This is a genomic window from Spirillospora sp. NPDC049024, from assembly GCF_040649235.1.
In the GTDB taxonomy this organism is placed as follows: Bacteria; Actinomycetota; Actinomycetes; order Streptosporangiales; family Streptosporangiaceae; genus Spirillospora.
In genome coordinates this window covers 352,381-376,888 of sequence record NZ_JBEZFD010000006.1, presented here as the reverse complement: position 1 = coordinate 376,888, position 24,508 = coordinate 352,381, and the positions used below count along the sequence as shown (strand labels likewise).

Here is a 24,508-nt window from a genome sequence, read left to right as displayed (position 1 = left end):
GCGGCCTCAGCGGGTCAGGTCGAGGGAGTCCAGGTCGAGGGCGTGGTGGGCGTGGCGGGTCGTCATGGTGCGGAACATCTCGTCGCCGCGCCGGGTGCGTTCGACGAGCATGGACGCGCCGATCGCCATGACGATGCCGTGGAAGACGTGGAGGCGGTAGGCGGTCCAGCACTCGTCCCAGGTGAAGGCGACGCCGCGGGCGGTCAGCGCCGCGTGGTAGCGCTGGACGAGGTCCTTCTCGTGGGCGCGGCGGGCCTCGAGGGGGAGGCTGGAGCCGAGGAAGTAGGACAGGTCGGCCACGCCGGGGCCGTAGGTGACGGTCTGCCAGTCCAGGACGGCGGCGCGCGGGCCGCCGAAGAGGAGGTTGTCGGCGCGGAAGTCGCCGTGGGCGAGGGTCAGCGGGCCTTCGCGGGCGGTCAGATAGGCGCCGATGGACGGCAGGAAGTCCTCGATGAGGCCGATGACCTCGGGGCCCAGGTCGGCGGCGTAGCGGTCCTTGAAGCCGGTGTAGAGGTCGGTGACCATCGCGGCGGTGAAGTCCGCCGAGTCGGCGTCGTGGCGGTTGAGCCAGGTCAGGGCGGCCAGGTCGGGATCGTCCCAGCCGGCGGCGTGCAGCGCGGCCATCTCGGTGATCGCCGCGGCGGCGTCCCCGGGGGTGATTCCGGCGAGCTGGTCGCCGGGCCGCGCCGGTGCGAGGTCGGCCAGCAGGACGGCGTACTCGTCCCGTTCGGGGTCGTAGGCGGAGGCATAGCAGGCGGGGACGCCGGCGTCGAGAGTGGGCGCGATCTCGGCGTAGAAGCTCGCCTCGACCTCGTAGGTGCGGATGGTGCGGGCGGCGGCGCGGCTGGACGGGTCGGCCGCCGGGACCTTGGCGACCATGGTGGACGGGAGGTGGGTGTCGCCCGCGTAGGTGAGGTGGAGGCGCAGGCTGTCGGAGACCTGGCCGGTGCCGACCGGTTCGGCGCGGACGGCGGTCACCTCCGTGCCGAGTGCGCCGCTCAGCCAGGACGCGGTCAGTCCGCCGGCGCCGGACACCGCCCCGGTCATGCGGTCTCCCCGGCGAGGTGGGTCCAGCCGTGGTCCTCCCAGCCGGGGGGCTGGTGCCACTCCGTCCAGCCGTGGCCGGTCCGTCCGTCCTCGGTCTCGTAGCGGCACAGGGCGCGGGGGAAGCGGGCCTCGCGGCCGTCGGGCGAGGTCACGGCGACGGGCGCGAAGGCCACCGGTGTCACCGTCATGGGCGAACCCGGGAAGTGGAGGTCCGAGCGGGCGGGCAGGCCGCCGGCGAAGGTCGTCGCGGCGGAGAAGCCGTCGCGGTGCTCGATGCCGCCCTCCGGCGGGACGGCGAAGCACGGCCACGGGAGCGGGAAGCCGATGTTCGCCTGCATGCCGTGGACGAACGTGCCGTCGCCGAGGCGGCCGGACGTCCAGAGCCACGAGACCTTCCACCAGTCGCGCTCGCCCCAGCTGTGGTCGCGCTCCCCGTGGGCGGTGACGGCGATCTTCTCGCCGCCCACGCTGACCAGGCCGGAGACGGTGCACGGGATCTCGTAGCGCGGGATGTCCTTGTACGGGTAGACGCCGCCGGCGGTGTCCCAGCGCAGGTCGAACGAGAGCCCGATGGTCTCGGCGCCGCTGACGTCGCCGTAGGCCGCGGTCGCGTCGGGGAGGACGGAGGCGGTTCCGGTCAGGGCGACCCTGGCCGGGCCGAAGGGGTCGGTGATCTGCTGGGTCGCCGTGTAGGTCTCGGTGCGGACGTCGGTCGTTCCCCGCTCGGGAAGCGGGGCGTCGTTGTCGGCGATGAGGAGGAGCGGACGGCCGGGGCGCACCAGCGCGGCCCAGTACCAGGCGCGGTCCCAGTTGGGGTACAGCCCGAGCCGCACGTAACCGGCGACGGAGCCGTCGGGGGCGGCGAAGTCGAAGTAGTAGGACTCGTTCCACAGCGGCTCGGGGCCGGGGTCGTGCAGTCCCTCGTCCGCGGGCTCCAGGCTCCAGGTGCCGTGCTCGATGATCCTCGCCATGGGCCCTCCGGAGCTTCCGAACGCGATTCTAGAGCGCGATCTTAACCGCGCGCCGCCGTCTCCGACAGACCCCGGCGTCACCCGCGTCCGCAGCCGCCCGGGTCAGTCGCTCAGCAGGAAGATCGCGTCGGCGAGCACCGCGACCCTCTCGTGCTGTGGACGCACGAGGACCTCGCGGAGCAACTCCTGGGCGAGGTCGGGATCCCAGTCGAGCCGTTCCGTCCACACTCTGACGAGGTCGGCCATCGCGGTGTCCACGTCGGGGTCGGGGATCGTGACCTCGACGCCCGCCAGCGCGCGCTGCACGGTGTGATCGTCCTCCCAGAACCGCCACCGCCAGCCGGGCCACGACCAGTACACCTCATGGAGCGGGCCGTGGATGAAGCCGTGCGTCCAGTACCCGCCGGTCTCCGTGGTCAGGTCGAAGTGGACGCCTGAACTAGGAAGACTCCCGCACCGGGTCATGCGCGCCGCCTCGGGCAGGCGGTCCAGGACACGGGGGCCGCCCTTGAGGAGGTTGTCGCATCTCGGCGTCACGGCGTAGGCCCGGACGCGGGTCCCGTCCTCCACGGTCACCAGGCAGTAGTTCCGATCGCCGGCGCGCCAGGGCGAGATCTCCGGCATCCTCAGGTTGGGCCTCGTACGAGGCGTGAACCGCAGCCTGCCCTCGAAGTCCGGATCGCTCAGGCGTGGCGCGCCGAGGACGGACATGTCGAGAGCCAGGTAGGCGACGACGTCCTCGACGCCGTTGTACGCCCAGTCGACCTGCCAGCCCTTCCACACGTAGCGGACCAGCCTCAGGAACAGCATGCGGTACGCCTGCTCGTCCGGGAAGTCGTACAGGTAGATGAACGACAGCAGGAGCACCCGCCGGTCGTGGTCGACGAGGTAGACGGCGTCCGAGCACGGGTTCCAGCGGTCGTCACGCCAGTCCCCGAGGCGGTCCATGGTGAACCGCTCGCGGTCCAGCAGGATCTGGAACTCCATCCCGGGCGCGCCGCCCCCCTTGTCGTAGACGACCCGCTGGGCGCCGTCCTCGATGATGACGATCTGCGCCGGATGCCCCATGCGCTGAGCTTAGGAACGGGAATCGCGGTTCTCAGGGGATTTTTCGCCGCCGGGGGATCTCACTGGGCGGGAGGGGGCGACGGGGGTGCGAGGGGCCGGTTACTCTACCAAACAGTTGTTAGAAAGAGGGGCGCATGGATCTTGAGTTCGGGGCGGCGGACGAGGAGTTCCGCGGCGAGGTGCGGGCATGGCTGCGCGAGCACGTCCCGGCGCGGCCGCTCCCGTCGCTGGAGACCGAGGAGGGCTTCGCGGCGCACCGGGAGTGGGAGCGGACGCTCGGCGCGGCGCGGCTGGGCGTGGTCTCGTGGCCGGAGGAGTACGGCGGGCGCGGCGTCTCGGTCCTGCAGTGGCTGGTCTTCGAGGAGGAGTACTACGCGGCGGGCGCGCCGGGGCGGGTCAGCCAGAACGGCATCAACCTGCTGGCGCCGACGCTGCTCAAGCACGGCACACCCGAGCAGCTCGCGCGGATCCTGCCCCCCATGGCGGCCGGCGAGGTCATATGGGCGCAGGCCTGGTCGGAGCCGGGCGCGGGCAGCGACCTCGCCGCACTGCGGTCGACGGCCACCCGCACCGACGGCGGCTGGCTGCTGAACGGGCAGAAGACGTGGAGCTCGCGCGCCGCGTTCGCCGACCGGGGGTTCGGGCTGTTCCGGTCCGACCCCGAATCGTCCGGTAATGAGCGGAGCGAACCGGGGGGTGTGGGGGGTCGTCCCCCCACAATGAGTAGACACAAGGGGCTCACCTACCTGATGTTCCCGCTGGACGCCGAGGGCGTGACGGTCCGGCCGATCGGGCGGCTGGACGGCAAGCCCGCGTTCGCCGAGCTGTTCCTCGACCAGGTCTTCGTCCCCGACGAGGACGTCATCGGCGCGGCCGGGGACGGCTGGCGGGTCGCGATGGCCACGGCCGGCAACGAGCGCGGCCTCACGCTGCGCAGCCCCGGGCGGTTCACCGCGGCGGCCGAGCGGCTCGTCGAGCTGTGGAAGGAGCGCGCGGACGCCTCCGGGGACGCGCTGCGCGACCGGGTCGCGGACGCCTGGATCAGGGCGCGGGCCTACCGGCTCAAGGGGTTCGAGACGGTCTCGCGGGACGACGACATCGGCGCGGAGTCGAGCCTGAACAAGGTGTTCTGGTCGGAGCTGGACGTGGCGCTGCACGAGACCGCGCTCGACCTGCTCGGCCCGGACGGCGAGCTGGAGTCGGAGTGGCTGGAGAACTACGTGTTCTCGCTGGCCGGCCCCATCTACGCGGGCACGAACGAGATCCAGCGCAACGTGATCGCCGAGCGGCTGCTCGGCCTGCCGAGGGGGTCCCGGTGAAGTTCGTTCTCTCCGCCGAGCAGCGGATGTTCGGCGAGACGCTGCGCAAGCTGCTGGGCGGCCCCGGCACCGCCGAGGCGGCCCGCGCCTGGGCGGCCGGGGACGCCGGGCCGGGGCGCGCGCTGTGGTCGGCGGTCGCCGAGGCCGGGGCGTTCGCGGTGGCCGTCCCGGAGGAGGCCGGCGGCGCCGGGCTGCTGCCGGTCGAGCTGGCCGTCGCCGCGGAGGAGCTCGGCCGGGCCGCCGCGCCCGGCCCCTACGTGGAGACGCTCGCCGCCGCCGAGCTGCTGGACGGGTCGCCGTGGCCGCAGCGCATCGCCGAGGGCGAGGCGGTCGTGACGCTCGCCGTCCCGCACGCGCTGGACGCCGATGTCGCCGACCTGGTGCTCACCGTCGACGGCGCCGAGCGGAAGGCGGCCGGGGAGGCCGTCGCGTCGCTCGACCCGACACGGCGGCTGTTCCGCGTCCTCGAGGGCGGAGGGTTCACCGACCTCGGCGTGCTGCTGTGCGCGGCGCAGCAGGTGGGGCTCGGGCAGGCGCTGCTGGAGGTGTCCGTCGAGTACGCCAAGACGCGGCAGCAGTTCGGGCGCCCGATCGGCGAGTACCAGGCGATCAAGCACCATCTCGCGAGCGCGATGGTCGAGCTGGAGTTCGCCCGCCCGCTCGTGTACGGGGCGGCGCTGTCGTACGGGACGCCGGACTTCGCGCGGGACGTGTCCGCGGCGAAGGTCGCCGCGTCGGAGGCGTCCTACGGGATGGCCAAGACCGCTCTCCAGGTGCACGGCGCGATCGGCTACACCGACGAGTACGACCCGTCGCTGTGGATCCGCAAGGCGCGGGCCCTGTACTCGGCGTGGGGCACCGTGGCCGAGCACAGGGCGCGGGTCATCGCCGCTCTCTGAGCGACGCGCCCCCGGCGTGGGTCAGGCCCGCTCCTTGAGCTTCACGCGCCAGATCTTGCCGGACGCGGTCTTCGGGAGGTCGTCCACGAAGACGACCTCCCGGGGGACCTTGAAGTTCGCGAGCCGCTCCCGGCAGTACCCGACCAGCTCGTCCTCCGTGGCCGCGGCCCCGGGGCGGAGCTTGACGTAGGCGCGTCCCACCTCGCCCATCCGCTCGTCCGGGACGCCGATGACGCCCGACTCGGCGACGGCGTCGTGGCGGGCCAGGACGTTCTCGACCTCCGCCGGGTACACGTTGAACCCGCCGACGACGAACATCTCCTTGGTGCGCCCCGTGATGGTGAGGTTGCCGCGCTCGTCGAGGCGACCGCAGTCGCCGGTGTCGAGCCAGCCGTCGCGGACCGCCTCGGCGGTCGCCTCCGGGTCGTCCAGGTAGCCCTGCATGACGTTGTAGCCGCGCACGAGGATCCTGCCGTCGGTCCCGGCCGGGAGGGGCTTGCCGTTCGCGTCGACGATCGCGACCTCGACGTCGGGGATGGCCCGGCCGGACGTGGTGGCGATGGTCTCGTCATCGTCGTCCACCGAGCAGGCGGTGACCGTCCCGGACGACTCGGTCAGCCCGTAGGCGGTCACGACCTGCGGGAACAGCTCGTCCTTGATGCGCCGCACCAGCGCGACGGGCACGTCTCCCGCACCCGTCACGGCCAGCCGGAGGCTCGACAGGTCGTGCTCCTCCCGGCCGGGGGCGTGCAGGAGCGCGGTGTAGATGGTCGGCGGCCCCGGCAGGACGGTGATCTTCTCCTGCTCGATCAGCCGCAGCGTCTCCGGGACGTCGAACGTGCGCTGGAGCACCATCGTGGCGCCCCGCATCACGCAGGCCAGCACGCCCGCCTTGTAGCCGAACGAGTGGAACATCGGGTTGACGATGAGGTAGCGGTCGCCGGCCCGCACGCCGGTGCGGTCCGTCCACGCCCGGTACGTGAGGACGTTCTGCTCGTGCGTGACCACGGCGCCCTTGGGCCTGCCGGTGGTCCCGGACGTGAACAGGATGTCGGCGACGGTCTCCGGACGGACGGCCGCCGCCCGCGCGTCGGCCTCGTCCCGGGAGGCGGCCTTGGCGACGAAGTCGTCCCAGGCGGTCACCCCCGGGCGCGCGGGGCCGTTGAACGTGACGACCGTCCGCAGTGCGGGCAGCCCGGGGGCGCCGGATCCGTCCACGCCGAGCATGGCGGGATAGTCGATGCCGAGGAACCCGTCCTCCACGAACAGGATCTTCGCCTCGGCCTTGGAGAGCGGCCACCGGGCCTCGTCGCCCTTGTAGCGGGTGTTCAGCGGGACGAGCGTCGCGCCCGCGCCGAGCGCGCCGAGCACGGTGACGATCCAGCGCAGGCCGTTCGGCGCCCAGATGGCGATGCGGTCGCCCGGCTCGATCCCCGCCCCGACGAACGCGCCCGTCGCCTCGCGGACCCGCTCCCGGAGCTCGGCGTAGGTGACCCGGACGTCGCCGTCCACGACCGCCTCGGTCTCGGGGTACTCGTTCGCCGCCCGCGCCACCAGTTGCGGAATCGTCAGCTCGTTCATGAACCCTCATCATCCCGGCCCGGTCCCTGCCCGGCTTTCGGCGTCCCGGTCACCGGTACATCCGTCTCGTCCGGACCCAGAAAAGGTGTAGGCGCGCTCCGAACCGAGGGGCGTCAGCCGGGGGGTGTGTCGTCGCGAAGTTCGTTGGTGGCGGTGCGGTAGGCCTCGGCGATGCCGTCGAGGAGGCCTATCAGCAGGGGCGCCTGCTCCGGGCCGTAGCGGGCGCCGACCTCGTCCAGGTGGCGCCGCGCTCCCGCGCTGACGGCGTAGTAGTCGGCCAGGCCGTCCTCCACCAGTTCCACGGTGACCGTGCGCCGGTCGTGCTCGCCGCGGACGCGCCGCACGTACCCGGCCTTCTCCAGCCGGTCGACCACCCGGGTCGCCGAGGCGGACGGCAGCCGGAGCTCCTCGGAGATCGCGCCCACCGGGAGCGGCCCGCGCATCTCCAGCAGGATCACCGCGGCGACGTCGATGGGCCGCAGGCCGAGCCGGTCGGCGGCCGCCTCGATGTGCAGCAGGACGGCGATCAGGAACCCGCGGAAGACGTCCTCTCCCTCTTGTTCGGCACCCACCCGCAGAGGATACTCCGAAGCGATGTATCTTCATATCGAAGATACTTCACTTTGGAGGGGAAATGGAGATCCTCGTCATCGGCGCCGGGGTGGGCGGGCTGGCCGTGGCGCGCGCGCTGCTCGCGGCGGGCCACGAGGTACGGATCCACGAGCAGGCGCCGGGGCCGCGGACGGGCGGCAAGGCGGTGCTCATCTGGAGCAACGGCAACGCCGTCCTGGACGACCTCGGCATCACTCTGGAGGGCGTCGGCAACCGCATCGACCGGATCGACGCCCTGACCTCGTCGGGGCGGCTGCGCACCGGCCAGGACATCGCGCACGCCGCGGCCCGCTACGGCTTCGAGACCAAGGCGATCGCCCGCCGGGACCTGCTCGGACGGCTCGCCGGCGGCCTGCCCGGCGACCTCGTCCGCTACGGCATGACCTGCACGGGCCTGTCCCAGGACGGCGACCGGGTCACGGCGACCTTCGACGACGGGACGGCGGACACCGGGGACCTGCTCATCGGGGCGGACGGGCACCACTCGGCGGTGCGGCGGCACCTGTGGGGCGAGAGCGGCGTCCGGCCCGCGACGTTCGGCACCTGGCAGGGGCTCAGCCCGATCGGCATCGAGATCACCGGCACCCACCGGCACCTCATGATCACTGGGAAGGAGGGCGCCTGCGGCCTCATGCCCGCGGGCGGCGGCCTGCTCCAGTGGTGGTTCGACATGCGCTGGACGCCCGGCGAGCCGCGGCCCGCGTCACCGCTGGACGAGCTGAGGCGGCGCTTCGGGCACTGGGCGTCGCCCGTCCCCGAGGTGCTCGCCGCCGCCACCGACGACGACATCGAGTTCTTCGGCCACCACTGGAACAAGGTGCGCAAGGTCTGGGGCGAGGGGCGCGTCACCCTGGTCGGCGACGCCGCGCACACCATGCCGCCCACCCTCGGGCAGGGCGCCAACCAGACCCTCGAGGACGCCTGGGTGCTCGGCCGCGAACTGGACGGGAAGGACGGCGACCCGGCGGCCCGGCTGCGCGCCTACGAGCGGGCCCGCTACCCGCAGATCTCCCTCGTCTCCCGCATGGCCCGGCGCAACCCCGCGAACTGGCGCATCCCGCCGCTGATCGGCCGGCTGTTCCCGGAGACGTCCCAGAGCGCCATGCTCGCCCGGTTCAGCAACCGCCTCGCCGTCCAGTCCCCCTGACCGCACAGTCCCCTGACCGCACGGCCCCCTGACCGCGCAGCCCCCAGACCGCACGGGCCCCGGGACCGCGCACCCGGGCTGACCGGCGGCGATATGAGGACTATTCACATTTGCTCGGATCGGTGTTTCACTCGGCTGAGAGCCACTGGACGTCTCCCCCCGGCCGAGGTGCCCCATGCCCGTCCGACGTGCCGCCTGCGTTCCGATCCTTCTCGCCCTCCTGCTCGCCCTCCTCACCGTCCCCCGCGCGCACGCGGAGGGCGAGCCGCGCGAGGTGCGCGGCTACATCGACGCCCACAGCCACCTGATGTCGTACGAGGCGTTCGGCGGCAAGCTGATGTGCGGCAAGCCGTTCGACCCCGACGGCATCCAGGAGGCGCTGCGCGACTGCCCCGACCACGCCGGCAACGGCGTGCTCGCCTGGTGGGAGAACTTCACCCGGTACGGCACGCCGTTCGGCACCCACGACCCCACGGGCTGGCCGACGTTCAAGGACTGGCCCGCCTACGACTCCCGCACCCACCAGCAGGTGTACTACACCTGGCTGGAGCGGTCGTGGCGGGCCGGGCAGCGGATCCTCGTCAACCACCTGGTGGCGAACCGCCAGCTCTGCGACATCTACCCGCTCAAGGGCAACCCGTGCGACGAGACGGCGACGATCCGGCTCCAGGCGCAGCGGATGCACGAGATGGAGAGCTACATCGACGAGCGGAGCGGCGGCCCGGGCAAGGGCTGGTTCCGCATCGTGCGCGACTCGGCGGACGCCCGCCGCGTCATCGAGGACGGCAAGCTCGCCGTCGTCCTCGGCATCGAGACCTCCGAGCCGTTCGGCTGCCGGCTCGTCAACGGCGCTCCGGCCTGCACCCGCGCCGACATCGACCGGGGCCTGGACGAGGCGCGCGGCCTCGGCGTGGCCTCGATGTTCGTGTGCCACAAGTACGACAACGCGCTGTGCGGCGTGCGGTTCGACGGCGGCACGGCCGGCGCGTTCGTCAACCTCGCCAACTTCATCGGCACCGGACGGTTCTGGCAGGCCGAGACGTGCACCGGCCCCGCCCACGACAACACGATCGCCCCGGCGGGCGAGGTCGGCGACGCCCTCGAACCGATCCTGAAGCTGCTCGGGCTGGCGGGGATCACGCTGCCGATCTATCCGAGCGCCCCGCACTGCAACGTCCGGGGCCTCAGCGACCTCGGAGCGTACGCGGTGCGCGGGATGATGAAGCGGCACATGATCGTCGAGATCGACCACATGAGCGCGAAGGCCGCCGACCAGACCCTCGGCATCCTGGAGGAGGCGCGGTACCCCGGCCTCATCTCGTCCCACAGCTGGATGGACGCGACCTACCTCCCCCGCCTCTACCGGCTCGGCGGCATGGTCACCGGCTACGGCAACGCGGCCGACCGGTTCACCTCCGAGTGGCGGCGCAACAAGGCCCAGCGCGACCCCGCCCGCCCGTTCGGCTACGGCTACGGGCTCGACGCGAACGGCATGGGCGCGCTGCCCGAGCCCCGCACGGGCGGCGGCGCGGGCCCGCTGAGCTACCCCTTCACCTCGCCGATCGACCCGTCGGTGAAGCTCGACCGGCTCACCGAGGGGCAGCGCACCTGGGACCTCAACACCGACGGCGTCGCGAACTACGGCCTCGTCCCCGACTGGATCGCCGACATGCGCGCCGTCGGCGGCCAGGAGCTCATCGACGACATGGCGAACGGAGCGGAGACCTACCTGCGCATGTGGCGCGCCACCGAGACCTGGTGAACCCCGCCGCCGGTGGGCGGTGAAGGCAGGCCGCGGCCGTGCGCGACAATGGCGGCGTGGTGAAGGATGACGGGCTCGGTCTGCTGGTCGCGTGGGCGGTGCACGACGCGGAGGAGGTCGCGTGCGGCCCCGGCTGGATCCGCGCGCACCTCCCCGAACTGCGGGAGCGGCACCCTCGGGTACCGGAGCGCGCATGGCGGTGGATGGAGGCCGTGGACGAGCGCGAGTTCGCCATCGCCGTCGGCGTGATGGGGGCGCTCGTCGGCGGCGCCGCGCTCGACGGGCAGCGCACCGGCGGGCGGTCCGCCGCGTACCAGACCGCGCTCGCCGGGTTCGGCCTGCACGGCCTGGTGCATCTCGGGCAGGCCGCCGCGCTGCGGCGGTACACGCCGGGTTCGGTCACCTCGGCGCTGGTGGTCGTCCCGTACACGCTGTGGGCGCGCGCCCGCCTGCGGCGCCGGGGCGTGCTGCGTCCCGCGCGGGCACGGGACGCCGCGCTGGGGCTGGCCTTTGCCGTGGCCGGAGTCGCCGGGGCGCACGCTGTGGCCCGCCGGGTGACCGACCTTGCGGCCAGGTAGAGCCGGTCCGCGAGGTCGGGAAAGATCGTCACAGGATCGGCGTGCGGAGACCTACCTGCGCATGTGGCGCGCCGCCGAGACCGCGCCGTCCTCAAAGGCCGGTAGCCTTCGGGGCATGCGTTGACCCCTGCCCGGGAGCCGGGCACCGCCGACGTCTCCTTCGTGACACTCGATCTGATCAGGAGCCCACGAAGGAGACGTTGACCATGAACACGTCGATCCGCATCGACGTTCCCGAGGGGCTGGCCGCCTCGTACGGCAAGTACGGCGGCGCGTCCGGGCGCGCCTGGATCGCCGCGCTGCCCGACCTGGCCGCCGCCTTACTGGAGCGCTGGGACCTGCGCCTGGACGGTCCGGGACGGCACGGCATGGCCTCGCTCGTGCTCCCGGTGACCCGCGCGGACGGCGCGCCCGCCGCGCTCAAGCTCCAGCCGGTCACCGACGAGCACGCCACCGAGCCGGTCGGGCTGCGCGTGTGGGACGGCGACGGGGCGGTACGCCTGCTCGCATACGACCCGGGCACCGGCACGATGCTGCTGGAGCGCCTGGACGCGACCCGGCCGCTGTCCTCGGTGCCCGACGACGACACCGCCGTGGAGGTCCTGGCCGGGCTGCTCGCGCGCCTGGTCGCGGTGCCCGCACCGGAGGGCCTGCGGCACCTGGCCGGCATCGCCGCGGCCATGCTCGACGAGGTCCCCCGCGCGGTGCCCGCGCTGCGCGACCCGGCCGACCGGCGGCTGGTGCGGACGTGCGCGTCCGCCGTGGCCGAACTGGTCGGCGAGCCCGGCGACCGCCTGCTGCACTGGGACCTGCACTACGACAACGTCCTCGGCGGACGGCGGGAGCCGTGGCTGGCCATCGACCCCAAGCCCCTCGCCGGCGACCCCGGCTTCGACCTGCTGCCGGCGCTGGACAACCGGTGGGACGAGGTCGTGGCGAGCGGTGACGTGGCCCGTCAGGTGCTGCGGCGCTTCGACCACCTGACCGAGGCCCTCGGCCTCGACCGGCGGCGGGCGACCGGCTGGACGCTCGGCCGCGTCCTGCAGAACGCGCTGTGGGACGTCGAGGACGGCGAGACCGCCCTCGACCCCGCCCAGGTCGCCATAGCCACCACCTTGATCGACCGCAGGGCGGGCTGAACAGCGCCGCGCCGGCGCCCGCGGGGTCCGCGGGCGCCGGCGCGGCGGCGGGACGAGGCTCAGCAGGTGCCGAGCATCGTGTTGAGGGCGCTCTTCTCCGCGCTGTCCACGCTCAGGCCCCAGTACCACTTCACCTGGATCCAGGCGCGGGCGTAGGTGCAGCGGAAGGAGCTCACCGAGGGCTGCCACTCGGCCGGGTCCTTGTCGCTCTTCGCCTGGTTGACGTTGTCGGTGACCGCCCACAGCTGGGGGCCGCCGAGGTCGTTGGCGAACGACTGGCGGCGGGAGGTCGTCCAGGACCAGGCGCCGGACGACCACGCCTCGGCGAGCGGCACCATGTGGTCGATGTCCAGGTCCGAGGCCTGCGTCCAGGTCGCGCCGTCGTAGGGCGAGTACCACGTGCCGGACGTCGCGGCGCACGAGGAGTCGGTGGTGACGTTCGTGCCGTCCCGCTTCAGGACGGTCTCCCGGGTGTTGCACGTCCCCGAGATGGTGATCCAGTGCGGGAACAGGCTGCGGTCGTAGGTGCTCTGGTGCGATTCGGCGCCCACGGTGAGGCTCGCCAGGCGGCTCGCGGCCGTGGAGGCGGACGGGATGTTCGGCGGTGTCGCGGACGCGGGCGCGCCCATGGCGCCGACCAGCGCCGCACTCAGGGCGGCGGGGAGCGCGAACACGAGAAGTCGTCGCATCGGGAGCCTTTCCGCGCCGTTCCCGGCCAGGGCGGGGGCCCCGAGGGGGAGCGGGAACGACGGCACTGCGACGGTGACATTTTCGGCAAATCCGAATAAATGTCACGCTTTGCCCACGCGCGACTCCGTCCTTGGTCGGAAGGTGACGTATATCGCCATGCAGAGCCCGCTGAGCTGCGACGACACCGCCGATGCCACTCCCGTAACGGCGAATGAAGAACTCTTGAACCCCGTGCTCCCCGGTGACCGAGGCACCTCGGTCACCGGGGAGCACGCCGTCGTACGAGCGGGATCAGGGGTGGGAGTTCGTCCAGCCGGCCTCGATCAGGGAGGACGAGGTCTGGATCTCCCCGGTCCTGATGCCGGTCCCGTGGAGGCCGTCGCCGTTGTTCAGCGCGACGCTGTAGCTCGTCAGCGCCCGCCCGGTGGCCGCATCGATGATCAACCGCTGCTCCACGGCCTCGGCGTCGCGGCTGACCTTCAGCGCGATCGCCGTGCCCCTGCGGCCGAGCGGGTCGGTGAGTTCACCGAGGGTCCGGACGGAGGGCAGCCCCGCCATCATCCGGAACGCCGCGGCCCGCACCTTCGGGGAGACGGGGGCGCCGGACACCAGCTGCGTCCCGAGCCCGAACACCTGCTGGTCGCCGGCCTCGTGGCCGAGGAGGCGGTTCAGGGCCTCCCGCAGCCGGACCGGGTCGGCGGGCAGCCCGGCCATCTGCTGGAACGTGATGTTCTTGTCGTCCAGGTTGACGAACGAATGGTTGAGCCGTCCTGACTCGATCTCGCGGGGGCCGGGCTTGAGCATCGTCACGCAGTCGCCGTCGCCCGGCGCGGGCGCAAGGAAGTCCGGGCACTTGAGGCGCTTCCATGCGTCCTCGTCGTCCTTGGCCACCGGCTCCATTCCAAGGTCGGTCGTCGCGCTCCAGTCCTTCTCCTTGGGGTTCGGCGATGCCCAGTACTCGGACCGTTCCCGTTCGTACATCCGGAACCGGGGCGGCCCGTCGACGCCGGTGCTGAGACTGCCCAGCAGATTCTTGGAGCTCGTGACCGTGTGCCAGTACCGGCCGGTGGTCTCGGGCTGCCGCTGTGCCTTCTCCGCGGCGCTGAGCAGGACGGTACGGGCGGACGTGACATCCTGCGGGCCGCCGCCGGGATCCCCGCCCAGCAGGGTGATGCCGACCGCCGCCGCGACGCCGCCTGCGAGCAGAGCACCGAGAACGGGGCGGCGAGGGAGCCGGCGGGCCCGCCGCGGTGCGTCGGCACCGGTCGCGGGCGCGTCGGCACCGGTCGCGGGCGCGTCGGCACCGGTCGCGGGCGCGTCGGCGCCGGTCGCCAGCGCGTCCAGGCGGGCGCGGATGGACTCCTCCACCGCGGCGGGCATCGGCGGCGTGCTGCTCCGCCACTCCTTGATCGCGCTGAGCTCTCGCATCACATCTCCTCCTTCACCGGATTGGTCTCGCCGAGTGCCGCGCGCGCCTTGCGCCGCGCCCGGTGCAGCCGCGAACGCACCGTGCCGACCTTCACGTCCAGCGCGGCCGCGACCTCCTCGTAGGTCAGGTCGCCCCACGCGACCAGCAGCAGCACGTCGCGGTCGCCGCTCGACAGCTTTCTCATCACGCCCGCCAGGCGGCGCTCCTCCACCTGCGCGGCGACCCGGGTGACCACGACGTCGGCCATCGGCTCGGGCAACGGGTCCAGCCCCGTGCGCTGGAACGTGCGGTAGTAGCGCTCCTCGGCCCGCCGATGGCGGGCGATCAGGTTCGTCGCGATGCCGTACAGCCAGGGCCGCGCCACCGACCGCGTCCGGTCGTAGGAGGAACGACCGCGGAACGCGATGAAGAACGTCTCGGCGACGATGTCCTCGGCGGCGTGGCCTCCCAGCCGCCGGGCGGCATAGTCGTATATCCGGCGGCCGTGCCGGTCGAACAGCGCCGAGAACCATTCCGGCTCATCGAGCGACAGCGTGATCAGTTCCGCGTCGTCGAGCTCCCGAGCCCGGTCGGGATCGACCGCCGCGGCCGTCATGGGTGCTCTCTCTGCGAATGCGTCATGGCGTCCCTTCAGCCGGAGGTGGGTTTCACCGGTTGTTCTCAAAACCCTCCGGATGAGTTCGCACGCTTCCGGCGACCTCGGCGGTCAATGCCTCGGTTCGGCGGGACGAGAGCCTCTCACGAGGCCGCGTAGCGGCGGTCCGGGCGCCCGTCATCCTGGCGTCCGGTCTGCCAGGCTCCGACGAGGTCGGCGTAGAGGCCGGAGCGTCGCAGCAGCTCGTCGTGGCCGCCGAGCAGCGTGCGCTCCCCGTCCATGACGAGGATGCGGTCGGCGCGCCGGGCCGAGCTCAGCCGGTGCGCGATGACGACGAGCGTGCCGGGACGGGCCCGGAACGCCTCCTCCATCCGCGCTTCCGCGACCGGGTCGAGGTGGCAGGTCGCCTCGTCGAGGAGCACGACCCGCGCGGGCGAGAGCCAGACGCGCGCGAGGGCGATCATCTGCCGCTCCCCCGGGGTGAGCCCCGAACGCGACCCGACGGCCGCGTCGTTCCCGCCGAGCCGGTCGCGCAGCGGCCCAAGGCCGAGTGTCGTGACGGCGTCCTCGATGTCGGCGTCGGACGCGGCGGGGTCCAGGTAGGTCAGGTTCTCCCGCAGGGATCCGGCGAAGACGTACGCCTCCTGGGGGATGATCGCGACCGTCCGCCGCAGCCAGTGCGGGTCCAGGTACGCGAGCGGCACCCCGCCGATCGAAACCGTGCCCCGCTGCGGCTCGGCGACGCCGGTCAGCAGGTCCGCCAGCGTCGACTTCCCGATCCCGCTGGGGCCGACGACGGCCAGATGCGATCCGTACGGGACCGTGAACGTCACGTCGCGCAGTACCGGCTCCGCTCCGGCGCCGTAGGAGAACGTGAGCCCGTCCACGCGCAGCTCGCAATCGCGCGGAACCCTGCCGCGGGGCGCCGGGCTCGGCGCGGGTTCCGGTTCCGGGCCGGCGCACGACTCCAGCCGGTGCAGGGCGACCCCGAGTCGGACGGCGGATCCTCCGGTCGTCTGAACCGCCGCCCGCAGTGCGGGCTGCAGGTTCGCGGTGACGTAGGTGAGCGCCCCGAGCAGCTCCCCCGTGCTGAGCCTGCCGCTGTGCAGCAGCCACGGCCCGGCGGCCAGCACCGCGACGAGGGCGAGCTGCCCGCCGGCGGTCCCGAGCGCGGTCCGCAGGGCGCCCGCCCGGGCGGCCGCCCGCTCCGCGGCGGCCTGGGCGCGGAAGGCGTCGCCGGCCTCACCGGCCGCCTCGGGTTCGGCGCCGCATGCGACCACGTCGCGCACGTCCGACACGATGCCGCCGACCGTGTCGGCCACCCGCTCCTCGGCCAGCAGCGAGGCGCGCTCGCGGGCCGCCAGCGAAGGCAGCAGCAGGACGAGCAGCAGCAGCGTCACCGCCACCGGTGGGACGACCAGCAGGGCGACGACGGGCGCCAGCAGCGCCAGGCCGACCGCGGCCGCCGTCACCGTGAGCCCGACCTGCTGCAATCCCAGCAGCAGTCCCGCGGTCGTGTCGCGGACCGTCTCGGTGTGCTCGGACATGCGGGTGATGACCGACAGGTCGGGGCGTCCGGGGGCCGCGCCGACCGCGCGCCGCAGCGTCCCCGCGACGACCCGGCGCACCAGCCGGTCCCGGAGCGGCTCGACGACCCGTCCCAGCGCGGGCGGGACGCGGCGCGCGCTCACGGCGGCCGCGACCATGGCCGCGCCGAGCACGGCCAGCCAGCCGAGGCCGGCGCCGAGGTCGTCCCGCAGGAAGCCGCGGTCCAGCGCCCGCGCGACCAGATGGCCCGACAGGAGCGCGGGCAGGGTCGCGGCGAGCGACCACAGCAGGGTGGCGGCCACGCCGCGGCGCTCGCGCAGCAGCTCCGCGAGCGGCCGCCGCCACACCCGGCGTCCGAGCCCGGCCGCCGCGTCCGCCGGGTCGTCCGGCGCGGTCACGGAGCCTCCCCGTTCCGCTCGGGCACGGCGCCGCCGGCACTGACCACCGGGGCGGGGGGCTCGAAGAGTTCGCGGTAGGCGCGGTGCCGCCACAGGGCGCGGTGCGGCCCGACGGCCCGGACCCGGCCGCCGTCCAGCCACGCGACGAGGTCGGCGCGCGCGGCCGTGCCCGCCCGGTGCGCGACCAGCAGCCGGGTGCGTCCCGCCGCGGCCCGCGCGAGCGCGGCGCCCACCTGCGCCTCGGTCACCGAGTCGAGGCTGGAGGTGGCGTCGTCCAGGACGAGCAGCCGGGCGGGCCGGACGAACGCCCGCGCCAGGCCGAGCCGCTGCTCTTCGCCGCCCGACATCGGAGCCTCCCGCAGCGCCGTCGCGTACCCGTCGGGAAGCAGCCGGACGAACCGGTCCGCGCCCGCCAGCACGGCCGCCCGCTCGACCCGTTCGGGGGACGGCTCCCCGCACCCGTAGCCGATCGCGTCGGCGACCGAGGCGCCCCGCAGCCGCGGGCGCTCGAAGGCGTACGCCACCTCGCGCCGCAGCGAGGCCGGGGCGACCTCCGCCAGGGGGACGCCGTCGAGCAGCACCCGCCCCTCGTCCGGTTCGACCAGCCCGCCCGCGGCCAGCGCGAGCGTGCTCTTCCCGGCACCCGACCGGCCCACGATCGCGACGGACCGCCCGGCCGGGACGACCAGGTCGACGGCCTCCAGCAGCGGGCCGTCCGCACCGCGCACCGTCACCCCGCACAGGCGCAGCTCGCCCGGACCGTCCGGCAGCGCCCGGCGGCCGCGCTCCCGCAGCGGTACGGACAGCACCTCACCGATCCGCCGCTCGCCCGCGCGCAGCCTCGCCAGCGCCAGCAGCAGCGACACCTGGCCGAGGATCCCGAGCGCCATCGGCGCGTAGCCGGCGACCGCGAGCATCTGCCCCGGCGAGATCCGCCCCGCCATCACGCCCTGCCCGGCCACGGCCAGCGCGGCCAGCCCCGCCAGCGGGATCAGCAGCGTCCCCTGCCCCTGGATCCGGCCGTAGGCGCGCCAGAGGTCCCGTCCCGAACCGGCCAGTTCGGGAAGCGGCGCGAGGATCCGGTCGGCCTCCCGCCGCCAGGTGCCCGCGCCGCGGACGGTGCGGATCCCCGCCAGGGCGTCGAGCATCCGGTTGGAGATCTCGCCCTGCAGCTCCTGGTAGCGCGTCACCAGGCCGGACGCATGGCGCACGAAGAACCGCATCATCGCCAGCCCGGCCGGGACGGCGCAGGCGACGGTCGCCACCAGCCGCCAGTCGATGAGCCACAGCGCGGCGGCGCCGCCGAGCGCGGTCGCCGTTCCGGCGGTGAGCTGGACCAGCACGGGCCCGGCGCCCGCGGCCATGGACGCTCCGGTGACCACGCGGCCGGTCAGGTCGCCCGACGCGAACATGCGCTCGCCGGGCACCCCCAAGGCGAGCAAGTGCTCCATGATCCGCGACCGGAGCCGGACGGTCTCGGCGGACGTGCACGCCACCTCCGCCACCTTGACCGCGTACGCCGCCGCCACCGCCATGGCCGCCAGTGCGGCCAGCGCCGACAGCGGCGCCAGGGCGTCCCCGCCGTCCAGCGCCGCCTCGGTGGCGGCGCCCAGGACGGTCGGCAGGGCCACGACGCAGCCCACGTTGGCCAGGCTGGCCGCCACCAGCAGTGCCAACCGGCCGCCGCGGCCGCGCACCCGATGCTCATCCATACATCCGGCTCTCATGTCCGGGTCCGTCCGGGACGGCGCACCGCGCCGCCCCGGACGGACCGCCGTCAGCCCGGCTCAGCCGCTCAGCAGCAGTTGAACAGGCTGCCGTGGCTGCAGCACTCCCACAGGCTCCAGTCGCTCCGCGCGTCGCGGGCGTGCTCGACCTGGAGGTTCTGCAGTTCGAGGATCTTCGTCATCTCGTTCACCTCTTTCCGGTCACGTCGGGACCCTCGCGGGTCCGGGTCGGTGGGACGCGGGTGCGCGATCAGCAGCCGCAGGTGAAGGGCACCCAGCTTCCGGTGCTGCAGCACTCCCACACGCTGCCGTTGCTGTCGGCGGCGTTCGCGGAGTCGGCGCGCTCGACGTCCAGGTTCTGCAGTTCGAGGATCGAGGCCATGTCGGTGTTCACCTCCCTCCTCGAAGTCGAGGGTCGTCATCGGTCCCCTCTCCCCAGGGACTGAGGAAGGGGAGTTCGAGGGGGCGGCCGCTCAGCGCGGCGCCGAGGGTGAGCAGGACCCCGGCCGACCCGGTGGCCAGGTCCATGGACAGCCGCAGGAGCTGGTCTCCGATGAAGGCGGTCCTCTCCGGCCCCTGCCACGCGCCGTCGGGGCGGTCGGGAGCCGCGGCCCGATCGCCTTCCCGGCCGTGGAACGGGACGGCGTGCCAGCCGATGTTGCGCAGATGGCGCCGCACCGCCGGGTCGTCGGGCCCCGCGCCGGTGTGCAGGAGGTAGGCCAGGATCCCGGCGCGGCCGTTGAACAGGCCGCTCTGCACGAAGTAGTGCGGTTCCGCGGCGCGGCGGATGCCCTCCTGCGCCTCCTGGAACTCCGGCTCCGCGCGGTGGCGCAGGTACTCGTGCAGGACGATGCCGATGCCCGCGCTGCCCGTGGCGACGTAGGGAAGGACCCGCCACCCCTCGTCCACCTGCAGGGTGCGGTCCTTCTGCGTCCACTTGCAGGCGTCGAGTTCCCGGCGCAGCGCCCGCTCGGCGTGGTCGAGCAGGCTCCGGTCGCCGGTCGTCTCGTACAGCCTGATCAGGAACAGGGCCGGACCGGACGAGCCGTGCATCAGCCCGGCCCGGTACCGCTCGTCCTGCGGGCGGTCCAGCTCGTGGACGAGCCGCTCGGCGGTCTTCCGCGCCGCCTCCGCGTAGGACGGGTCGCCGGTGCTCCGCGCGAAGTGGAGCTGGTTGAGCCCGATCCCGGCGAGCCCGCGGAACAGGCTGAGGTCGGTCGACGCGGCCGGCCCGGGCGCGTACTCCATGATCTCCAGCGCCTCGGCGCGCCTGCCGAGCCGGTCCAGCGCGTACGCGACCCCCGCGACGCCGTCGAAGAACCCGGGCGGCGGCTGCGGCACGGAGCCGACCGCCTTCACCAGCCAGGACTCGTGCTCGGGGAACCGCCCGGCGCCGGTCTCCGCCAGCGCCCACAGCACGCCCGCCGCGCCGTGCCCGAACCCGATGCCGCCGGTGGGCGCGGCGAACTGCTCGATGTCGCCGGGGAACAGGCGGTCGGACCGGTGCGGGGTGGCGGTCGCCAGGATCGCGTCCGCGATCGAGTCGCGGAGCCCTTCCCAGGTCGCGGGCTCCGGCTCCGGCCACAACGCCGGCGCGCGGGACGGATCGGCCGGACCGGACGGTGCGCCGGCGTAGAGGTCGGCGCGGACCTTGCCGGCGTAGTCGGCGGGCACCGGGAACCGCCCGGTGATGAACTCGATGAACTGCTCGATCTTGCCGTCGTCCCAGCGCAGCACGGCGGTCAGCGACATGAAGACGGCGAGCCGGATGCATCCGAGCGCGTACCGGTCGATCGCGAGGCCGGTGTAGCCGTGCGGAGCCTGGTAGCCGGGCGCGCCCAGCGCGGGACGCGCCGCCTCGGCGGCGTCGGCGACCAGTTCGAAGTCGACGAACGCGATCGTGTCGTCGTCGCGCACGATGATGTTGCCGGGGTGCAGGTCGCCGAACACGACGCCGCGGCGGTGCAGCTCCTCCAGCGCCCGCTCGACCTGGTCCAGGATGTCCAGCGCCCAGGCGGTGTAGCCGGCGATCTCCTCGGCCGTGGCGCCGAAGTGCAGCATCGGGTTGCGCCGCACCATGTGGTGCGAGAGCGTCTCACCGGCCACGAACTCGCGGACCAGGAAGTGGTGCTCCCAGCAGACGCGGTGGTCCACGATGTTCGGAATGACGTCGAGGTCGGCCATGCGTTCGAGGAACCGGCGCTCCCGGTCGAGGCGCACGACCGCGTCGTCCTCGTTCCGGTCCAGCCCGGCCAGCGGCCGCGCCTCCTTCACCAGGACCTCCCCGCCGGTGCGGGTGTCGGTGGCGCGGTAGAGCCCCCCGCCGTTGGAGAAGTGCAGGGCCTTGTGGATCTCGTACGGGAAGTCGTCCAGCGCGCCCGCGTCGCGCTCGGCCATCGCCGCCTTGAGGCACTCGGGAACGGTGACCCACTCCGGCACGCGGAAGACCGGGTCGCGGTGGTCCGGTACGAGCCGCCCGTCCGGCGTCTCGATGCCCGGCACCATCTCTCCGTACTCCGACCGGCACAGCCTTTCCCGGAATCCGCCGTAGCGGACGAACAGCGGCCCGGCGCCCCAGCGGAGATCGCTCAGAATGTACGGGCCGCGCTGCCCTTCCAGCATTCCGCCGAGTTCGCGCAGCGTCCGTTCGAGAACCCGCTCGTCGGCGGGATAAATCGTGATGAATTTGCCGCTGCCGCCGCGCTCGGCGTACTTGCTGTTGCGGGCGAGCAGCACCCGGCGGCTGCGCAGGTGCTTGAAGAAGACTTCGTGCTCGACGCAGTATTTCGCGACGATGTCGAGGATCTCTTCGGCATTGTTCAACCCGGCCGAGACATGGATCTTCCAGCCCTGGTCGGGGATCGACCCGTCGGTCCGCCCCTGCATCGTCCACACGCCCCTCGGCTGGCGCGTCCAGCCGTCCGGGAGGTGCTGACCTGCGGAGTAGTCGTCCTCTTCGCCCGGGACCTCCGTGGAAGGCGCGTCGTAGAAGACCGGATCCACCATTCCGTAGGCGTGATACCGAAGATCCATGCATGACTCCAATCAGCACCCGGGTCTCCCCGGCGTCGACGCCATACTGAGCCGCATGCCGATCGGTAGGCCACTCGCTTCGGCAATCTCCGAAACGTCCGTGAACCACTCTTCGGCGCTGGACTAAACGTGCCGGTCAACGGCGGGGGCGGGATCTGCACGCGACTCCGGCGGACACTGATCCGCGTTCTTCGATATTTCCAGCCGGGCGCCCGCGTGGTTATAGTCCGAAGGGCCTGGAGCACCGGTGGACTTTCCTGCCGGACGACACGCGACGAGGTGATTCGATGGCCATGATGATCGGCGCCACGGCGGCGTCGCTGACGGTGCTCGTCCTGATCACCGGGGCCGCGGGGCACGTGCTGCGGCCCGCCGTCCTGACCGGGGCGCTCCGGGCGCACGGAACCGTTCCGCCGCGGCTGATCGGGCCGCTGGCGGCGGCCGTGCCGGCGGCGGAGGCGGTGCCCGCCGTGCTGGCCGCGCACGCCCTGCTCGCCGGCCGGTCCGGCCAGCTGCGCGTCGCGATGATCCTCGGCGCCGCCCTGGCCTGCGGTTACGCCGCCTACGGTCTCGTGGTCGCGCGCACCCGGCCGGACGTCCCGTGCGGCTGCTCGGCCGCGGGAACGCCGATGAATGGGTGGGTGGTCGCCCGGGCCGCCGCGCTGGCCGCCGCGGCGGGCTGCGCGGCGGCCGTCCCCGGTCCGGCCGTCACCGCGGCCGGCGCCCGGGCGGGCGTCGCGGCCCTGGCCGGCGCCGTGTTCGCGATCCTGCTGTGGGAGCTTCCCGCGCTGCGGCCCCCCGCCGCCGGGCCGACCCGGTGAGGACCGGAACGCACCCAGGAAGGAGCACGGGGACATGACGTTCGAGACGACCGCCGGGCTGGCCTGCTGGACGGCCCTGGTCCTGCTCGCCCTCGCGCTCGTGCGGATGAACCGGCGGCTGCGCGCCGTCGAGGCCCGCGTCCCCGAGCCGGGCCTGCCCGCGGGAGCGAAGGCGCCCGGACTCGACCGGCTCGGGGTCGCGCCGGCCGGGCCGACGCTGCTGCTGTTCCTCAGCTCCGGCTGCGGCGGCTGCCCCGCCGTCCTGGAGGAGGCCGAGGCGCTGGCGGCCGACCCGGCGAGCGTCCCGATGCGGGCCGTCTTCTCCGGCGACCCGCTCCCCGTGAGCGGCGGGCTCATCCCCGTGCACACCGGGGAGCGGGAGCTCATGTCCGCCTACCGGGTCCCGGGGACGCCGTTCGCCGTGCTCGTCGAGTCGGGCCGGGTACGCCGGGCGGAGCCGGTCCGCTCCCTCGACCTCCTCAGAGACCTGGTCGCACCGGCTCGGGCGGACCGAGCGAGGGAAGGCGGGACAGGGCGACGCCCAGCGGCGTGATGGCGTGCACCGCCTTGCGGCCCGTCCGCCCGGTGACGATCAGGCCGGCCTCGCGCAGGACCTTCGCGTGCTCGCTGGCCGTCGAGGGGGTGACGCCCAGCCGCCTGGCCAGCTCCGTGGTGGTCGTCCCGCCCACCGCCCCGCGGAGCACCGCCGCGCGGGTCGCGCCCAGCAGCGCCGACAGCGCCTCGGACCGCCCGCCGCCCGGGCCGTGGTCGTGCAGTTCCGCCCCGAACTCGGTGGACGTGGGAAAGAACAGCACCGCCGGGCCCCGGCCCTCCCGGTCCTCCAGGAAGAAGGGCCGGCGGCCGCAGAACACCGACGGCGCCAGCACCAGACCGCGCCCCTCCAGCCTGACCGTCCGCGTCTCCGGAGATCGCACCTCCAGCACGCCGGCGTCCCACCGGGCGTCGGTGGACAGGGTCGACAGCAGGAGCTCGACGCCGCCTTCGGCGACCGTCCGGAGACGGAAGCTGCGCTCCACGTCGATCCTGCTCTGGATCCGGTCCCAGTAAGGGGCGATGGCGGCACGCCGGTAGTCCCGCAGCGCTCCGCCGAGTTCACGGAGCGCCCGCGGATCTCCCGTCGCGAGGGGCTCGGCGTGCGCCGGAAGCTGGGAAAGCGCGGCGAGCTCCCGGACCAGCCGCTCCTTCGGCGTCGAGACGACCGCCTCGACGCTCTCGTCCCAGTTCTGCCCCTCCTCCCCGCGCATGAGGAATTCCGCGAACGGCCCCTCGTGCGGGCACAGCGCCAGCAGGATCCGGCTCGATCGCGGCAGGCGGACCCGGGTACGCGAACGCCACCCGTCGAGCGCCCTGCGGCCCGACCGGGTCGGGAGCGCCCGCACGCTCAGGACGGTCTCCCAGAGCGGGTGCGCTCCGGAGATCCTCGTTCTGGCGAGATCGTTACCGGTGAAATGGACATGCAGCATGGAGTGTTCCCCCGTCTCCTCGTATCTGCTGCCTGGCACGGCGAGAAGCAGGGGCCGCGACCGAAAGATCAGGTCGCGCCACGGAACGCACACCCCGCTGGCCCCAGCCAATGGCAAGAACTGCAACCCCGCATGCCATTGGTCGCCTTGATACCTTGTCTAACCCGGAGAGTACCGGTGAGTCAAGACATGGAAACGGTCGTTCAATATCCTGGCACCATCCGCACCACGCATGATCACCCACCGCAATTGCCCGCATCATGATTGTCACCGGCGAGATCATGTCGAGCGGGCGGTAATTCGGGTACCGAGGCCGTTCCGGCGGCGGCGGTTCCGGGGACGCCGGCGCCGCGACCTTCCCCACCAGGAACGATCCGCGAACGCCGCTGGCCACTTTCGGCCTCAGATCGCCGACTTCGCCGTTCCCGAGGTATCGGCGCCGAACGGTTCGGTACCACTACCGGTGAAACACGAAGCCGCGCCGGACGGCTATCAATTCCGAGAGTATCGGGCTTTATACCTGCACATCACGCGATGCTCGCACGCTCTTTCCGTGCCGTGCCGCTCCGAAGAAAAGGTGCGGCCAATACCTCGGGGCGCCCACCACGACCCGGTACCCACAATTATCACTCGGTCACCAGACGCCACTTCCGGCGGCGA

22 protein-coding genes are annotated in these 24,508 nt (G+C 73.2%); 8 read left to right on the top strand and 14 right to left on the bottom strand.

The features are described 5' to 3' along the window. Nucleotides 1–6: 6 nt before the first annotated feature. From AB0C21_RS14300 to AB0C21_RS14290, 3 genes are all read right to left on the bottom strand, one after another. Entirely contained in the window at nt 7–1,047 is a 1,041-nt protein-coding gene (locus tag AB0C21_RS14300; RefSeq protein ID WP_500204433.1) for a phosphotransferase, read from the bottom strand. Next, nucleotides 1,044–2,018, bottom strand: a complete 975-nt coding sequence (locus AB0C21_RS14295; RefSeq protein ID WP_500204432.1) for a DUF7064 domain-containing protein — start codon at nt 2,016–2,018, stop codon at nt 1,044–1,046. Before AB0C21_RS14295 ends, AB0C21_RS14300 begins: the two co-directional genes overlap by 4 nt. A 102-nt stretch (nt 2,019–2,120) precedes the next feature. Further along, nucleotides 2,121–3,086 carry a hypothetical protein gene (locus AB0C21_RS14290; protein WP_500204431.1) on the bottom strand — a complete coding sequence of 322 codons (966 nt, stop codon included), beginning with the start codon at nt 3,084–3,086 and terminating at the stop codon, nt 2,121–2,123. 134 nt (nt 3,087–3,220) lie between these two features. Here AB0C21_RS14290 and AB0C21_RS14285 point away from each other — a divergent pair, with 134 nt between their 5' ends. Together AB0C21_RS14285 and AB0C21_RS14280 are read left to right on the top strand one after the other, a co-directional pair. Then, entirely contained in the window at nt 3,221–4,405 is a 1,185-nt protein-coding gene (locus AB0C21_RS14285; RefSeq protein WP_500204430.1) for an acyl-CoA dehydrogenase family protein, read from the top strand. After that, nucleotides 4,402–5,304, top strand: a complete 903-nt coding sequence (locus AB0C21_RS14280; RefSeq protein WP_500204429.1) for an acyl-CoA dehydrogenase family protein — start codon at nt 4,402–4,404, stop codon at nt 5,302–5,304. The genes AB0C21_RS14285 and AB0C21_RS14280 overlap by 4 nt, the downstream gene beginning before the upstream one ends. Before the next feature lie 21 nt (nt 5,305–5,325). On the opposite strand, the gene AB0C21_RS14275 is transcribed toward AB0C21_RS14280, so the two are convergent. Further along, nucleotides 5,326–6,885: a FadD3 family acyl-CoA ligase gene (locus AB0C21_RS14275; RefSeq protein WP_500204428.1), complete on the bottom strand. Its 1,560-nt coding sequence runs from the start codon at nt 6,883–6,885 to the stop codon at nt 5,326–5,328. 113 nt (nt 6,886–6,998) lie between these two features. Then, nucleotides 6,999–7,457: a MarR family winged helix-turn-helix transcriptional regulator gene (locus AB0C21_RS14270; protein WP_500204427.1), complete on the bottom strand. Its 459-nt coding sequence runs from the start codon at nt 7,455–7,457 to the stop codon at nt 6,999–7,001. A gap of 62 nt (nt 7,458–7,519) precedes the next feature. On the opposite strand from AB0C21_RS14270, the gene AB0C21_RS14265 reads away from it, so the two are divergent. The 4 genes from AB0C21_RS14265 to AB0C21_RS14250 all read left to right on the top strand — a co-directional run bounded on the left by AB0C21_RS14265 (nt 7,520) and on the right by AB0C21_RS14250 (nt 12,123). Then, nucleotides 7,520–8,644, top strand: a complete 1,125-nt coding sequence (locus tag AB0C21_RS14265) for an FAD-dependent oxidoreductase (protein WP_500204426.1) — start codon at nt 7,520–7,522, stop codon at nt 8,642–8,644. A 175-nt stretch (nt 8,645–8,819) separates the two neighbouring features. Then, complete coding sequence (locus tag AB0C21_RS14260; RefSeq protein WP_500204425.1) at nt 8,820–10,406, top strand: Coagulation factor 5/8 type domain-containing protein; 1,587 nt, start codon at nt 8,820–8,822, stop codon at nt 10,404–10,406. Nucleotides 10,407–10,462: 56 nt separating this feature from the next. Then, nucleotides 10,463–10,984, top strand: coding sequence for an HXXEE domain-containing protein (locus tag AB0C21_RS14255; RefSeq protein ID WP_500204424.1), 522 nt, complete (start codon nt 10,463–10,465; stop codon nt 10,982–10,984). A gap of 206 nt (nt 10,985–11,190) precedes the next feature. Beyond that, entirely contained in the window at nt 11,191–12,123 is a 933-nt protein-coding gene (locus AB0C21_RS14250; RefSeq protein ID WP_500204423.1) for an aminoglycoside phosphotransferase family protein, read from the top strand. 59 nt (nt 12,124–12,182) lie between these two features. Here AB0C21_RS14250 and AB0C21_RS14245 read toward each other — a convergent pair whose 3' ends face one another. The 8 genes from AB0C21_RS14245 to lanKC all read right to left on the bottom strand — a co-directional run bounded on the left by AB0C21_RS14245 (nt 12,183) and on the right by lanKC (nt 21,543). Further along, nucleotides 12,183–12,812, bottom strand: a complete 630-nt coding sequence (locus tag AB0C21_RS14245) for an HNH endonuclease family protein (RefSeq protein ID WP_500204422.1) — start codon at nt 12,810–12,812, stop codon at nt 12,183–12,185. A gap of 292 nt (nt 12,813–13,104) precedes the next feature. Beyond that, nucleotides 13,105–14,241 (bottom strand): CU044_5270 family protein, encoded by a 1,137-nt coding sequence (locus tag AB0C21_RS14240; RefSeq protein ID WP_500204421.1) that lies wholly within the window; start codon nt 14,239–14,241, stop codon nt 13,105–13,107. Beyond that, the gene (locus tag AB0C21_RS14235) at nt 14,241–14,837 is read right to left on the bottom strand and encodes an RNA polymerase sigma factor (RefSeq protein ID WP_500204420.1); all 597 of its coding nucleotides are present in this window, start codon (nt 14,835–14,837) and stop codon (nt 14,241–14,243) included. Before AB0C21_RS14235 ends, AB0C21_RS14240 begins: the two co-directional genes overlap by 1 nt. A gap of 143 nt (nt 14,838–14,980) precedes the next feature. Then, a complete protein-coding gene (locus AB0C21_RS14230) occupies nt 14,981–16,783 on the bottom strand; it encodes an ATP-binding cassette domain-containing protein (RefSeq protein WP_500204419.1) in 1,803 nt (600 codons plus the stop codon). Beyond that, nucleotides 16,780–18,495, bottom strand: coding sequence for an ABC transporter ATP-binding protein (locus AB0C21_RS14225; RefSeq protein WP_500204418.1), 1,716 nt, complete (start codon nt 18,493–18,495; stop codon nt 16,780–16,782). Before AB0C21_RS14225 ends, AB0C21_RS14230 begins: the two co-directional genes overlap by 4 nt. An 83-nt stretch (nt 18,496–18,578) precedes the next feature. Beyond that, nucleotides 18,579–18,692 carry a SapB/AmfS family lanthipeptide gene (locus AB0C21_RS14220; protein WP_149262571.1) on the bottom strand — a complete coding sequence of 38 codons (114 nt, stop codon included), beginning with the start codon at nt 18,690–18,692 and terminating at the stop codon, nt 18,579–18,581. A gap of 68 nt (nt 18,693–18,760) precedes the next feature. Further along, nucleotides 18,761–18,904 carry a SapB/AmfS family lanthipeptide gene (locus AB0C21_RS14215; RefSeq protein WP_149262570.1) on the bottom strand — a complete coding sequence of 48 codons (144 nt, stop codon included), beginning with the start codon at nt 18,902–18,904 and terminating at the stop codon, nt 18,761–18,763. After that, nucleotides 18,901–21,543 carry a class III lanthionine synthetase LanKC gene (lanKC, locus tag AB0C21_RS14210; RefSeq protein ID WP_500204417.1) on the bottom strand — a complete coding sequence of 881 codons (2,643 nt, stop codon included), beginning with the start codon at nt 21,541–21,543 and terminating at the stop codon, nt 18,901–18,903. The genes AB0C21_RS14215 and lanKC overlap by 4 nt, the downstream gene beginning before the upstream one ends. A gap of 287 nt (nt 21,544–21,830) precedes the next feature. Here lanKC and AB0C21_RS14205 point away from each other — a divergent pair, with 287 nt between their 5' ends. Then, complete coding sequence (locus AB0C21_RS14205; RefSeq protein ID WP_500204416.1) at nt 21,831–22,364, top strand: MauE/DoxX family redox-associated membrane protein; 534 nt, start codon at nt 21,831–21,833, stop codon at nt 22,362–22,364. A 34-nt stretch (nt 22,365–22,398) separates the two neighbouring features. Beyond that, entirely contained in the window at nt 22,399–22,917 is a 519-nt protein-coding gene (locus AB0C21_RS14200; RefSeq protein WP_500204415.1) for a hypothetical protein, read from the top strand. On the opposite strand, the gene AB0C21_RS14195 is transcribed toward AB0C21_RS14200, so the two are convergent. Beyond that, a complete protein-coding gene (locus AB0C21_RS14195) occupies nt 22,844–23,848 on the bottom strand; it encodes an ArsR/SmtB family transcription factor (RefSeq protein WP_500204414.1) in 1,005 nt (334 codons plus the stop codon). The two genes, AB0C21_RS14200 and AB0C21_RS14195, sit on opposite strands and share 74 nt — an antisense overlap. Between the last annotated feature and the right edge of the window lie 660 nt (nt 23,849–24,508).